The organism is Desulfurispirillum indicum S5 (genome assembly GCF_000177635.2).
GTDB classification, from domain to species: Bacteria; Chrysiogenota; Chrysiogenetes; order Chrysiogenales; family Chrysiogenaceae; genus Desulfurispirillum; species Desulfurispirillum indicum.
In genome coordinates, this window is record NC_014836.1 from 1,625,100 (window position 1) to 1,639,164 (window position 14,065).

Annotated in this window: 12 protein-coding genes and 1 tRNA gene; 4 read left to right on the forward strand and 9 right to left on the reverse strand. The window is 54.4% G+C overall.

Annotation, left to right across the window (positions count from 1 at the left end):
* Positions 1-222 precede the first annotated feature (222 nt).
* Both umuD and umuC read left to right on the forward strand, forming a co-directional pair.
* Positions 223-675: a translesion error-prone DNA polymerase V autoproteolytic subunit gene (umuD, locus tag SELIN_RS07710; RefSeq protein ID WP_013506106.1), complete on the forward strand. Its 453-nt coding sequence runs from the start codon at positions 223-225 to the stop codon at positions 673-675.
* A complete protein-coding gene (gene umuC, locus SELIN_RS07715; protein WP_013506107.1) occupies positions 662-1,951 on the forward strand; it encodes a translesion error-prone DNA polymerase V subunit UmuC in 1,290 nt (429 codons plus the stop codon). The genes umuD and umuC overlap by 14 nt, the downstream gene beginning before the upstream one ends.
* 188 nt (positions 1,952-2,139) lie before the next feature.
* Here umuC and SELIN_RS07720 read toward each other — a convergent pair whose 3' ends face one another.
* Complete coding sequence (locus SELIN_RS07720; RefSeq protein WP_083805967.1) at positions 2,140-3,543, reverse strand: tyrosine-type recombinase/integrase; 1,404 nt, start codon at positions 3,541-3,543, stop codon at positions 2,140-2,142.
* Positions 3,516-3,601, reverse strand: a tRNA-Ser gene (locus SELIN_RS07725). The genes SELIN_RS07720 and SELIN_RS07725 overlap by 28 nt, the downstream gene beginning before the upstream one ends.
* A gap of 75 nt (positions 3,602-3,676) precedes the next feature.
* Here SELIN_RS07725 and hisIE point away from each other — a divergent pair.
* Positions 3,677-4,321 carry a bifunctional phosphoribosyl-AMP cyclohydrolase/phosphoribosyl-ATP diphosphatase HisIE gene (gene hisIE, locus SELIN_RS07730; protein WP_013506109.1) on the forward strand — a complete coding sequence of 215 codons (645 nt, stop codon included), beginning with the start codon at positions 3,677-3,679 and terminating at the stop codon, positions 4,319-4,321.
* 72 nt (positions 4,322-4,393) lie between these two features.
* Here hisIE and SELIN_RS07735 read toward each other — a convergent pair whose 3' ends face one another.
* The 7 genes from SELIN_RS07735 to SELIN_RS07765 all read right to left on the reverse strand — a co-directional run bounded on the left by SELIN_RS07735 (position 4,394) and on the right by SELIN_RS07765 (position 11,941).
* Positions 4,394-5,227, reverse strand: a complete 834-nt coding sequence (locus SELIN_RS07735; RefSeq protein ID WP_013506110.1) for a mechanosensitive ion channel family protein — start codon at positions 5,225-5,227, stop codon at positions 4,394-4,396.
* 1 nt (position 5,228) lies between these two features.
* On the reverse strand, positions 5,229-6,047 hold the full coding sequence (locus tag SELIN_RS07740) for a hypothetical protein (protein ID WP_013506111.1): 819 nt from the start codon (positions 6,045-6,047) through the stop codon (positions 5,229-5,231).
* Between the two features lie 9 nt (positions 6,048-6,056).
* Entirely contained in the window at positions 6,057-8,048 is a 1,992-nt protein-coding gene (locus SELIN_RS13965; protein ID WP_049871113.1) for a bacteriohemerythrin, read from the reverse strand.
* 11 nt (positions 8,049-8,059) lie between these two features.
* On the reverse strand, positions 8,060-9,127 hold the full coding sequence (locus SELIN_RS07750) for a 3-deoxy-7-phosphoheptulonate synthase (protein ID WP_013506113.1): 1,068 nt from the start codon (positions 9,125-9,127) through the stop codon (positions 8,060-8,062).
* A 94-nt stretch (positions 9,128-9,221) separates the two neighbouring features.
* The gene (locus SELIN_RS07755) at positions 9,222-10,574 is read right to left on the reverse strand and encodes a sodium-dependent transporter (protein ID WP_013506114.1); all 1,353 of its coding nucleotides are present in this window, start codon (positions 10,572-10,574) and stop codon (positions 9,222-9,224) included.
* Between the two features lie 143 nt (positions 10,575-10,717).
* Entirely contained in the window at positions 10,718-11,068 is a 351-nt protein-coding gene (locus SELIN_RS07760) for a hypothetical protein (protein ID WP_013506115.1), read from the reverse strand.
* A gap of 3 nt (positions 11,069-11,071) precedes the next feature.
* On the reverse strand, positions 11,072-11,941 hold the full coding sequence (locus SELIN_RS07765; protein WP_013506116.1) for a universal stress protein: 870 nt from the start codon (positions 11,939-11,941) through the stop codon (positions 11,072-11,074).
* Between the two features lie 261 nt (positions 11,942-12,202).
* On the opposite strand from SELIN_RS07765, the gene SELIN_RS07770 reads away from it, so the two are divergent.
* A complete protein-coding gene (locus SELIN_RS07770) occupies positions 12,203-14,002 on the forward strand; it encodes a flagellar assembly protein A (protein WP_013506117.1) in 1,800 nt (599 codons plus the stop codon).
* The last annotated feature ends 63 nt before the right edge of the window (positions 14,003-14,065 follow it).

Consider the following 14,065-nt stretch of genomic DNA (forward strand, 5'->3'; position numbering starts at 1 on the left):
GCAGGGTTAAGAGCCTCAATGAGAATTTGCGGCATGGTGGTGTTCACTGTAATCTCCTCGGTACTTGATAGAGAGCGGTAGACGCTCCGCTGCTACCATTACCGTATACGCGGGGATATACCGAGAACAGGAAGTTTCTCCCATCGAGGGGTCAAGTATCTCTCGTGCAATACTCCGCGCTGCCCGATATGCTTCTCCTGCCAAAATCACACTGGAGCCTTCATGACCGCCAAAATCATAGGCAAGTGCGAGCTGCCCGATACTCCACTTGAAATACCGCTTTTCGTCGAATCCGTGCCTGCTGGCTTTCCCTCCCCGGCCCAGGATTATGTTGAACGCACCCTGGACCTCAACGAGCTCTGCATCCGCAATGCACCGGCAACTTTCTTTGTGCGGGCAGAGGGTGATTCCATGATCAATGCGGGAATCCGGCCTGGTGATATCCTCATCGTGGATCGCTCCCTTGAACCACGGCACAAAGATATTGTTATCGCCAAAATTCATGGCGAGCTGACGGTAAAGCTCCTGCATACCACTCCAACCATATCTCTTGTGCCCATGAATCCGAATTATCAACCAATTCAGGTCAGGGAAGAGCATGAGATGGAGATTTTCGGAGTCGTTACCTTCATACTCCATCCCACCAGGCGCTCTGAGCACCATGAGCACACCTAAACCCCTCTATGCCCTGATCGACTGCAATAACTTCTATGCCAGCTGCGAGAAGCTATTCAGACCCGACCTTGACCATCGCTCTGTGATCGTCCTGTCCAATAATGATGGTTGTGTGGTAGCGCGAAGCAAGGAAGCCAAAGCTCTTGGTATCAAAATGGGCGAACCAGCCTTCAAGATTGAGCACATTATAGAGCGGGAAAATATTGCCGTATTCTCATCGAATTATGCCTTCTACGCTGATATCTCCATGCGGGTAATGCAGACCATCGAGCATCATTGGCCCGACATGGAAATCTACTCCATTGATGAAGCTTTTCTGGACCTTTCCAGGCTCCCGTCAACAACCAGCCCCACAGAGCTCTGCCATTCCATCAGGGATGCGATATACCAGTGGACTGGCATCACCGTCAGTATTGGTATAGCCCCTACAAAAACCCTGGCCAAGGCCGCCAATTATGCCGCCAAAAAGTACCCGGCGACAGGTGGTGTTGTACATCTGGAAACCCAGCAAAGAGCGCAGAAGCTTCTGCAGCTCATGCCGGTGGGAGAGATATGGGGGATTGGACCACGAACCACTGCCAAGCTCATAAACATGGGCATGGAAACCGCAGCAGATCTGGCCGGTAAAGACCCACTAAGCATGAAAAAGCGATTCTCTGTGAACGTCGCCCGCACCATTGAAGAGCTTCAGGGGAACCCTTGTTTCCACCTCGAAGAAGACCCAGCACCCCGCAAGCAGATGGTATGCTCTCGCAGCTTTGGTGAGCGAATTACACAAAAAGAGGCTATGGCCCAGGCCGTCAGCACCTATGCCAGCCGCGTAACCGAGAAGATGCGCGAGCAAAACCTGCAGACCAATCATGTGACCGTATTTCTGCGCACCAGTCCCTTCAACGATAGCTTGCCCTACTACAGCAATGCTGCCAGTGCAACTATTGGCGCACCAAGTAATGACACCCGCGAAATTATTGCCATGGCCAATCAGTTGCTTGATTACATCTGGAAAGACGGGTACCGCTATGTGAAAGCCGGGGTGATGCTCAGCGAACTCACCCCAGCATCAAGCCGGGAGTTGGGCTTATGGGAAGATCGCCAGGAATATGACAAACAGCAACGCCTCATGGCAGCCATTGACAGCATCAATCATTCAGGCAAGGGCCGAGTATGGTTTGCCAGCGAGGGCGCTTCCAGGAAGCAGGAGTGGAAGGTCAAGCGAGAGCGACTATCGCCCAGCTACACGACAGACTGGAGTGAGCTACCGGTGGTACGGCTATAGTCAGTCTCTATGCCAGAAAACTTGGTTGTGCAGAAAATTTCATCGCAAGCTTGCGCACAAAGTGACCAACCAAAAGTGCATATCCGGCAAAAAGAGGTAGTGCGGAACAACTCGAATTTACCGATTGATGCGCCTTTATGTCTGTTGCCATACACAAAACAATGAGTTCGACTCCCCGTGCCATACCACTATATATTGTTTTGCCCATCCAAATAATCAGCCCACCACTGCATTAACTCCCGCCTTTCATCCAGATAATCAGCCCGGTGATACGCCGCCCGGATCCTGTTTTGTTCCTGGTGTGCCAGTTGCCGCTCTACGGCATCGGCACTGAAGTCTGACTTTTCATTGGCAATGGTGCTAAATAGCGTCCGGAAGCCGTGGACGGTTGAGCGCTTGTGGAAGCCCATGCGGTACAGGGCATAGAGCATGGTGTTTTCTGTGATAGGGGTATGGGGTTTGTTTTGATTGGGGAACAGGTACTTGTTTTTGCCCGAATACTGAATAAGCTCTTCCACCACAGCCACCGCTTGCCGGGATAGGGGTACTCGGTGATCCCGTCGCATTTTCATTCGCTCAGCCGGAATGCACCAGAGTGTATTATCAAGATCAAACTCCTGCCAGCTGGCAAACCGAATTTCATTGGTCCTACTTGCTGTCAGCAAGCAAAGTTTCAATGCAAGCTTAGTGATTGGGTGGCCATGGTAGCCCTCAATAGCTCGAACCAATTCAGGAACTTCCTCAGCAGACAGAGCGGCAAAATTCTGTTTCTTTTGTGGCTTCAGACCCTTCACCAGGCCAGCAGTTGGATTCAGCTCAACGAGGCCATGAGCAAAGGCATAGTCGTATATCGCTGAGATACGCTGCAAAACCCGTCTGGCTATTTCACTGGCCCCCCTATCGTCAATGACCTTGACCACATCGAGCAACTCACGAGGCTTTAACTCATAAATTGGGCGGGAACCTATATAAGGAAAAACATTGGTCTCCAGTGAATTTATGACATCACTTCCGTGACGCTCTGTCCAGCGGGGTTTTTGAATTTCACACCATGACCTGGCAACACTTTCAAAGCTGCCCTCTTTTTGTCGCAGTAACTGATTTTCTGCTTCTTCGCGATACCTTTTCGGGTCAATCCCTGCTGCCACCTGCACCCGTACCTCCTCGCGAAATTCGCGGGCTTTCGACAGTGGTACTTCAGGATAAGTGCCAAGGTGTAGCTCGTGGGACTTCTTTTCATACCGATAGCGCATTATCCAGTATTTCCCACCATTGGGTTTGATGGTAAATACCAGGCCACCTCCATCATATAGACGATACTGCTTATCCTTCGGCTTTGCGCTATCAATTTGCTTGACAGTCAAAGGTGTCGTAACTGCTGGCATAAATGGAACCTCGCTATTAGGGGTATTATGCGCTCCCTGCAACATTATACCCCTGAAAATACCCCTAAAAAAGTTGTGTAGTAGGTCATACTTCATCCGATTGGTCACATTAAAAATAACAGAAAAAGCCCCTGAAATAAAGATTTCAGGGGCAAATTTGATTTGTGTCATAATCAAGTTGGCGGAAGAGGTAGGATTCGAACCCACGGAGCTTTCGCTCAACGGTTTTCAAGACCGCCGCCTTAAACCACTCGGCCACTCTTCCGTTTCAACGGGAGATGGTATACCATACCTTTTTCCGCGATAGCAAGTACATATACTCTGCCAAGGATGAATATTTATGGTGATTGATGATTTAAAATTTGATGATCGTGGTCTGTTGACGGTGATTGCTCAGGACTGGCGCACGGGCGAGGTCCTGATGGTGGCTTTTGCCAATCGCGAGGCGGTTCAGAAGACGTTTGAAACGGGCAGGGTGCACTACTATTCCCGCTCCCGTCAGTCACTGTGGCTCAAGGGGGAGTCCAGCGGGGCTTTCCAGCTGGTCAAGGAAATCCGCACGGATTGCGATCGCGACGCGCTGCTGATCAAGATTGAACAGCTGGGCGGTGGTGCCTGTCATACGGGTGAGCGTTCCTGTTTTTTCGAGGTGATGCGTGCGGGTGAGTCGGTTTTTGATGTTCTGGAGCGTCTGGAGGGGGTTATTGAAGAACGTCGTCTCTCCACCGGCGAGAAGTCCTATGTCAAGAGTCTGCTGGAAAAGGGCGAGGATACGCAACTGAAGAAGGTTGGCGAAGAGTCAATGGAATTTGCCTGTGCGGTGAAGGACAGGGACTCGGCCAGGGTGGTGGCGGAAGCGGCTGATGTGCTCTTTCACATGGCGGTGTGCATGGCCGACAAGGGTATTGGCCTGGGTCTGATCAAGGATGAGCTGGCACGGCGTTTCGGCACGGGTGGTCACGAGGAGAAGGCGGCCCGCTCGTAGCACTGGCCGATGAAAGCATTTTCCCGGTAGACTTCAACACCCCCGCTGTCTGGCAGCGGGGGTGTTCTGCGTTTAATCGGTTCTGCCCTGGTCGAGGGTGACGGGGAAGGGGCGCGTGACTTCACCGGTGTACAGTGAGAGGTGCGGGAAGGGGATTTCGATGCCATTGCGGTCGAAGGCTTCCTTGATCTCCTCGTAGAGGGCGTTGCGCGCATCCAGGAAGATTTCGCGCCTGGCCCAGACACAGAAGAGAATATCCATGGAGGAGCTGCCAAAGCCAGTGATGATAAAGACGGGCGCTGGCTCATCCAGGCAGTTGGGGTTGGCGTTGGCGACGGCCAGCAGGATTTCCTTTACCCGTCGCAGGTCTTCTTTGTAGGCGACGCCAACGGCTATTTCCATTCGTCTGATGGGGAATTTGGTCAGGGTGGTCACTTCTGATTTCAGGATGCTCTCATTGGGTATGCGCACGTAGAGGTTGTCAAAGGTGCGCATTTTCACGGAGAGCAGGTCTATGGCGATGACTTCCCCGGTGGTCCCTCCTATTTTCACCACATCGCCCACGGAAAAGGGACGTTCGCCCAGCAGGAAGAGTCCGCTGATGAGGTTTGATGCCGAAGTCTGGGAGGCAAAGCCGATGGCCACGGTCAGGATGCCGGCGGCGCCCAGCAGAATACTGAGGCTGAAGCCGAGCTCGTTCAGGGCAGAGATGAAGAAGAGCAGGAGAATGGCGTAGCGGATGACCTTGCCAAGGATCAGCACCTGGTGTGAATCCAGTTTTCTGCTGGCCACTTTTCCCATCAGGCGCGAGACGATGCGCGCCACCACAAAGCCTGCCAGCAGGTACAGGGACGCCCGCAGCAGGTGCAGCAGCAGGTCAGCGTGTAAAAGTTTTTCCCATTCCATGTTACGAACCTCCTCCCGAGAATATGGAGCTGAATGCCTTGACGAGTACCTGACGATCCGGTTTACGGCGTGGCGGCGCTATCTCCACGCTTTGCCCGCATATGGAGGGGGCACCGGGCTGGATTTTCAGCTCGGCGGCCTGGTCGTCATCACCGCGTTTCACCAGGATTTCCTGGGTGGAGAGCTGACCGGTGGACTCGTCCTGATACAGGCTGACCATGGGAAGAGGCAGGCAGAATCGTTCGAAGTTCAATGGGGTGGACGCGTGATTTTCGATGGTCACGGGGGTGAGTGCCCGGTAGCGTTCAAAACTGATATCACCAGTCTGGGTGCGTCCACGGGTGCGCAGGAGGTAGCAGAGTTCGCCACTGCGGGTATTCGCTCCAAACCAGGTATCCGAGAGCGGCTGGGTAGGAATTTCCTGAAGAAGGTGATTCCCAGAGCCGGTCACCAGCTTCACCCACACCGGTGTGCCGACGTAGAGGGTCACTTTCTCCCCCGGATGGATGGTGCTTGGCTGGGCCGGACGGATAACCACAGAGCGATCCGGGAGACACGGCAGCAGGGAAAGCGCGTCTTCGGTTTCCCGGAAAAGGTGTCGCTGCAGCTTGCTACTGGTGGTTGTTCGCTCTTGAAAGCGAAGGGGGATTTTCCCGGAATTTTCTTCAAGCTTGTACTGAAAAGACACCTGCCATTCCCGGGACAGACGGGTAAGCGAGAGCTGAAGCTGATGGATCAGCCAGTGGCACGACTGATGGCACGGGAAGGTAAATTCCCCCCAGTGCCCGTGGTCAGTGTATTCCTTCACAGGGCTTTCCATGAGGCCTCCTTAACGGGTTAGAGTGTGATGAGCGATGAACTGCGCCATTCGTTTGTCGGTAACAGCTATGTGATTCGTCAGCCAGTGCACGATCTGCCGGTTCAGATCCATCACCAGGGCCGATGAGGCGCCCTCGTCCAGGAGCTGCTGCTTCATCTGCTGCACCTGCGCGCGAAAGTGTTCATGCTGGGCGACATGCTGCTGATATTCCGGATAGCTGTTTTCGCGCATGTACCGTTCTTCGGTGGTAAAGTGTTCGTGAATATAATCTTCAAGAAACGCCATGGTCTGATAAATGGCGTCTTTGGCACGGCCAAGCAGCAGTGCGTCAAAGAGATTATTGATGCGGTTGATCAGCTCACGATGCTGCTGGTCGATTTGCGCAATGCCCACGGCAATATTTTCGCTCCACTGAATGTGCAGATGCCTGGCCGTCAGACCGCTGAACTGTTTATGAAATGACTGATCCACGGAGTCATAGGCGGCGTGTATTTCCATGAACTCCTTTTCGCATACCAGGAAGGCGTCTACAATATCGGGGTCGAAGTGGCCACCACGTTCACTGCGGATGATCTCACAGGTTCTTTCATGGCTGATGGGCTCTTTATAGGGGCGTCGTGAGCGCAGGGCATCATACACGTCGCACAGGGCGAAGATCCTCGCCTCCAGGGGAATCTCTTCGCCTTTGAGCTGATCGGGATATCCACGGCCATCGTAACGCTCATGGTGGTAGTGGGCGATATTGCGCCCGATCTCCAGAAAGGGGTCGTGGAGCCCGCACTGGTCGATGATGGACTGAATCACATTGCGACCGATGGTGGAGTGGGAGCGCATGATGGCAAACTCCTCATCGCTGAGCTTCCCCGGTTTCAGGAGCACGTGGTCGGGTACGCCCACCTTACCAATGTCATGGAGTAAGGAAGCGTCGGCCATGTCTTTAATAAATGTTTTGCGCAGCAGACGGGAAAATTTCGGGTTATGGCACAACTGCAGCGCCAGGAGCATCCCGTAGTTGCGGGTGCGTTCCAGGTGATCGCCGGTTTCGGGATCGCGCCACTCCGCCAGATTAGCCAGGGAAAAGACCGTCGCCTTCTTGGTTTTCAGGGATTCATGAAAACGCCGGAACTTGGCGTACCCAAGGCTTGCCAGCAAGCCATAGAGCAGACTCACCGCGAAGAGGATCAGCAGGGTCGACTTCAGGGTCTGATTCTCCGCGAAACGCTGATCAGCAGCCACCACAAAAACCAGGGGAGTCCCCATGAAATCATGGGCAAGATGCGGCAATGACTCGACATCAACCACAGCACCTTCACCATGGCTCGCGCTCAGGGGCAAGGCGCCCTGCATTTGCATGTCATGCTGCCAGAGAATCTCTCCGTAAATCGGATTGACGACAAGAACCTGGTGTGGCAGTACCCGAAAGAGGCGTTGCGGGCTGAAGGAAACGCTCATGGCTGAACCATCCCCCAGCGGCACCGACAGACGCATGGACTCACTTACCGGCACACCACCATGAAATTCAAGGCGTGGGCCACTCACCTGCCCTTTCCAGAAGGGTACCTGCTGATTCACGAGGGTCGATCCATCGCGTGTCACTGCCAGGCGCAGGGCACCTTCTCTGTCCCACACCGCCAGGGCCTGGTAATTGCGTACGGTCAGAAATCCCTGGAATAGCTCAACCTGTCGCTCCTGCGCCCAGTCGTGTTGAAGCTGACCGAGAAACTGCGCACTTTGACTGAGGAAGTCCAGTTCGTGAACAAGCGCCTGGCGGGCATTTTCCAGGACTGCCCGAACTTCTGCCTCCTGCGCTGCCACCACATCACGGTGGGAACGCCAGCCCTCCGCTGCTATCACCAGTATAATGAGGAGAAAAGCGGCCAGGGAACCCAGCACCACCCCACGGTGATAGCCGAGGATACGTACAGCGAGTGGCTGCGCGTTGTGCCTGTCTGCGTCGGTGCCGAAACCATCTGCAATGCGTCGAAAAATATCAGGAGCCAATGACACACCATTCAGACGACATTGCGCCCACCCGTACGCTCCAGAGTCTGTCGCGCGGAACGCAGTAATTCTTCCGTTGTCGGCCAGTCAATACACTTGTCGGTGATGGAGACCCCGTAGCAGAGTTTGGAGGAACAAGGGGCCATGGGTTGATTGCCGGCCTGCAGGTTGCTTTCCATCATTACGCCGAAAATGGAGGTATTGCCACCCGTGATCTGCTCCAGAACAGAGTGCAGCACTTCAGCCTGGCGGTCGTGATCTTTGAAGGAATTGGCGTGGGAGCAATCCACCATGATGGAAGGAGCCAGGCCGGCCTTGTGGAGGACTTCCTCGGTGTCCCTGATATCAGCGGGTTCATAATTGGGCTTCTGACTGCCGCCCCGCAGCACGATGTGTACCGACTGATTGCCCGTGGTCTGCACAATGGCCGTGCGACCTTCCAGGTTGATACCGATAAAACTGTGGGGGTGCTGAGCCGCCTTCATGGCGTCTATGGCAATCTGCAGGCTTCCGTCGGTGCCGTTTTTGAAACCAACGGGGAAGGAGAGGCCACTGGCCATTTCCCGGTGTGGCTGCGACTCCGTGGTGCGGGCGCCGATGGCACCCCAGCTGATCATGTCCGAGAGATACTGGGGCGTGATGGGGTCCAGCATTTCCGTGGCAATGGGCAGTTCCAGATCGGTAATGGCGCACAGCAGCTGACGGGCAACCCCCAGCCCTTTGGATATCTGGTGGCTGCCGTCCAGATCGGGATCGTTGATGAGACCTTTCCAGCCAATGGTGGTCCGGGGCTTTTCAAAGTAGACACGCATGACGATGAACAGCTGATCGCTCACCTCGCGATTCAGCCTGGCCAGGCGCTGGGCATACTCAAGGGCGGCTTTCGGGTCGTGAATGGAGCAGGGGCCCACCACCACCATCAGGCGACTGTCCTTGCCCGAGAGGATATTGCGGATATGCTGCCGCGCCTGGGTGACAAAGGCAGCCCCTTCACTGGAGAGGGGGAAGACCTGCTTCAGACTGGCAGGGCTGATAATGGGGGTCAGACGACTGACGTTCAGATCACTGGTACGAATCATAAAACCTCCTGAAAAACAAACCTCTCCCCGGTGACCGATTCCGGAGAGAGGCATTCATGGTAACAAGGATCTGTGGCTTGGTTCCAGGGACGTCCTAAAACAGGCCGATGGCCCGCAGAAACACCAGGCCAATGGCAACTGGTGCCACAAAGCGCAGGATAAAGATCCAGGCATTGCCCCACAGGGTATCTCCAAAATCAGAGGATTCCAGCGCGTCGGATTTCTTCCATCCCCAGCCGATAAAGAGAGCGATGATCATGCCCCCCAGCGGCAGGAAGATATTCGAGGCGAGAAAATCCATGGAGTCCAGGATGTCCTTACCGAAAATGGTGACGTTGGAAAGCACTCCAAGACCAAGCGAAGATGGTATACCAACCAGGAAAATAATACCACCGATTACCACCGTCGTCATATGCCGACCCCACCCGAAAACACGCATGAAATAGGAGACGGCCACCTCAAGCAGTGACATGGCGGAAGAAAGGGCAGCCGCAGCCAGCAGGAAGAAGAAGGCGATTCCCACCACAACGCCGATTGCCAGATTCTGGAAGATATCGGGCAGGGTGATGAACACCAGTCCGGGGCCAGCTCCAGGTTCGCCTCCAAAGGCGAAAACAGCAGGGAAGATCACCAGACCTGCCACGATGGCAAACATCGTGTCGAGGGAGACAACACCCACGGCGGCTCCTGGCAGCTTTTCCTTTGGGGTGAGGTAGCTGCTGTAGGTAATCAGCGCCCCCATACCGAGACTCAGGGAGAAGAAGGCCTGTCCAAGTGCCGCCAGGTAGAGTTCCGGACGGGACAGAGCGCTCCAGTCAGGCGAGAACAGAAAAGAGATGGCTTCGCGGGCAGCGCCAAGGCTGAGGCTGTAGAGTGCCAGCACCAGCAGCAGGATAGCCAGCAGGGGCATGAGGATGCGGTTGGCGGTTTCAATGCCTTTCTTCACACCCAGGAAGACAATGCCAATGGTTAACGCCATGAAGACAAACTGCCAGAACAGAGGTTCATAGGCATTGGTGATAAAGCCGATGAAGAAGCCGTCATAACCGTTTTCCGGTGTACTCCACAGAGAACCCGTCAGATAACTGACCAGGTACTTGACGGTCCAGCCGCCAATAACACCGTAAAAGGAGAGAATGATAAAGGCCGAGGAGACACCCATGATCCCCGCAACCACCCAGGGCTTGCCGGGAGCCAGTGAGGTGAAGGCACCAACCACATCGCACTGGGATTTCCGACCGATGGTGAATTCCGCCATGACAATGGGCAGACCAATGAGCAGTACGCACAGAACATAGACCAGCAGAAAGGTTCCACCGCCATTTTCACCGGCCACATACGAGAAGCGCCAGATGTTGCCCAGACCCACGGCTGAGCCCATGGCGGCCAGAATAAAGCCCCAGCGCGAAGCCCAGTGTTCGCGGGGAGTAAGATCACAACGCTGCATACCAACTCTCCATAAATGAGTGAATAGCACACCTTCCCCAGGGAAAGTCCTCACCGAGCCTACGCAATCTTCAACATCTTTTGATACAAAAAGCCCATCACAGGAAGTATATACACGCTGAGGAACAAAAAAATGACAGTGAATTACTCCACACGAAGAGGAATCAGGGTGACGGCATTGCTGGCAAAGCCCGCCAGGTCGGGGGCACCGGCTTCAAGCAGGCCCGCAAATGCTGCCGTGGCAAAAATATCGGGCTGGACCTCAGCGTCAAACTCCTTCTCCACCTGCTGCGCCAGGGCGGTGATTTCCGCCAGCACAGCGCTGCTGCGCTCCCTGACCAGAATAATGACACGCACCATGGCATCAGGTTCCGAGGAGGGCGGAAAGGCCAGAATATAGACCCCCTGAACCACTGGCAATGGCTCCAGTAAGGCGACAAAGGCGTCCAGCACTTCACGGTGTCTGCGGGACAGCACATCAAGAGAACTTCCCATGGCCTAACTCCTCGCCGTCACATAGAGCACGGGTACCTCTGCCTGACGGGCAACCTCATTGGCCACGCTGCCCAGAACCGCTTCACGGAGAAAACCCTTGCCCTGATTGCCCATGATGATCAGCGAGGTGTCACGGGGATCGGAACGTTTCAAAATTTCCTGCAGCACAACACCCTCCACCAGTTCATAACTGGCATTCAGACCTTCCGCAACCAGAGCGTCCCTGAGCTTGCACAGGCGCTCTTCGTCAAAGGCATCCTGTTCCTTCATGGCTTCGGCTGAAAGGTAGGTCAGTCGACGCTGGTTGTCATTGACATGGAGAATTCTGATGGGACATCCGTGCACCATTGCGATATCACGGGCTTTCTGGAGAGCCAGGGCAGAGAGCGCCGAAAAGTCATAGGGCACCAGCAGGCTGGTGAAAAGTCGCTGACAGGGCGCAACACCCTCTCCTTCAGGGGAGTCCAGCAGCTTCACCCGCACCAGCAGAACCGGACAACGCGCTATCTGCAGCACTTTAAAAGAGACACTGCCAAGAGCTGCCGCCCGCAACAGGCTTTCACCCCGTGAACCGATGACAATGGCATCCACTTCATAGTTGGACGCTTCTTCTTCAATGGCATATACCGGCATGCCAAGGGGAATATCAATCTGCACCCGCAGACCAAGCTCCTCAAGTTGTTCTTTGTACTGGGTCAATTTCTTCGTCGCTTCCGCTCTCAGGGCATTCTCAAGGCCCGGTACCACAGCGGCGTACACCACATGCAGCAGAATAACCTCTTCAAGGCCAAGCTGCTGCAGGTCGCCGACGCAGGAAACCAGAGCATCAGATGCCGCTGAAAGATCACTGCAGAGGAGAATTTTACGAAACATGGAGCCTCCTTGGCTGGGTGTATGGTGTAAAAGCCAGACCAGTTCGAAGATCACACACCTGCGAAAGGCTGTCGCAGCCAGCATGTAACCAGACTGACATAGTAGCCGCGCTCCGGCTCAGCGTCAACGATTTTGCTCGGAGCGGCTCTGGTCATATTTTTATAGTGGACATACTTTTATTCTGTTATAATCCTCGGAAAAGTACAACAATCGTACAATAAGTAACATTTTTCGCATTATATCCTTGAAGGGGTCGCTTGTATGGGGACGTTTGCCGGCGTATCTGATATCATCAAAACCAATGACATACCCACCACCATAAAAGAGTTTGCTCGCGATAACGAACTCCCCCTGAAGGAGCTGGACTTTTCCATTGCCTTTGAAAGCGACCCCTACGAAAGCAAGCAAATGGGGAAGGTGACCAAAAACTGGCAGATCAAAATCATGCGCAAGGCTCTGCGCGAATACCAGCACCACCCTATCATGCGCGTCACTCCCAATCGAGAAAATCCCCTTATCTGCGAGCTGACCTTCCTGACCCAGAGCAAGTTTGACCTCAATGACCCCAACCTCCTGAAGTCGGTGGTGGCGGAAATACGCAAGGTTCTGGCCTACAACCATATCGTCTTTGGCATCATCAGCTATCCGGAACTGGAAAAGATCGCGCAGCAGATCGTGGATATTGGCCGCATGAGCCATACCTCCGTCAAGGAACCCGCCCTTATCTTCCCCATTGCCCGCGGCCGCCTGCGCAAAAACGGCAAGGATTCCAAGACGGAATACCACTTTGAGACCTATAACACGGCAGGGCAGATTGATGAAAAGGGCAATATCGATTACAGCAAAAAGAACTTTACCCAGCACGTGGAAGACGGCCAGCTGATTGTCACCTACTACCGCGCCCTCAAAGGCAGCCCCGGCGTACTACCCGACGGTAAGTTGACGCCCCAGTACGTGGGGCAGACCAAGGACACCTTCCCCTTCCACTCGGTCACCAGCCGCCTCAGCGTCGTGGACCGCCCCGACCGTATCGAAGTGTACGCCCGCCAGGAGGGCTTCTTCTGCGTCGACAACAACGGTAACGCCGACATCAAGGATAATGTCACCATTGATGGTGCCGTTGACCTGGCGGTTACCGGGGATATCTACTTCAAGGAAGATGCCCGCGATGTCATCATCAACCACCAGGGCGTCAGCAAGGATGCCGTGGGCGCTGGCCGCACGGTTCAGGGCAAAAATGTCCAGATCAAGGGCAATATCGCCTCCAACGCCAAGGTTGCCGGTGAGAATGTGGAGATTGAGGGAACCATTCACCGCTCTGCCACCATCGAGGCCGATGAAAAAGTCAGCCTGACCCTGGGCAGTGGCACGGTACGAGCCGATGTAGTCCACTGCGACTCCTTCCAGCAGGGCACCATCTACGCGCGCCAGGTCTTCATCAAACAGCATATCCTCAACGCCACTATTTATTGTGAAGAGATCAACCATCACGGAACCATGCGCAACGCCGAGGTATTCTTCTCCGGCAACAGCGCCCATCTGGGACATATGGTTGGCGATGAGAACAGCGTCCACGCTGATCCGACCCTGGTTCCCGCTGTCAACGAAGTTCTCGAAGGCTACAAGGCCACCATGGAAAAGGATCGCGAGCGCATGACCGAGCTGAGCAAGCAGGCGCGGCGCATATCCTCGGAACTGCAGAAGGATCGCTCCCGCCTGGAAATGGCCATGCGCACGGTCAAGGAGTGCAAGGCTGCGGGCAGAAAAATTCCTCCTTCCTCCATCGCCGTCATCCAGAGTGTCCGTGACAAAAAGACGGAGCTGGAAGCCATCGTAACCGAGACGGAAACACTGAAAGTCGATTTTGCCAAAACAGAAAAACTCTATGACCGCATCATCAAAACCAGCAAGGAAGCCAACCTCTTCATAGAGGCCGCCGAAGAAGGCAATCGCATTCGCTTCTATGGCATTACCCAGACGAAGCACTTGAATCGCTTCGAGATACCAATCATGATCTGCGTTGAAGAAGGCAAGGACGAAATCAAGGTCCAGCGTCAATAATCACAATGTTCCTCTCCTGTTTCCCCTGTAGTTCCCACCCTTGTTGTGCTAGTATTCACTCTG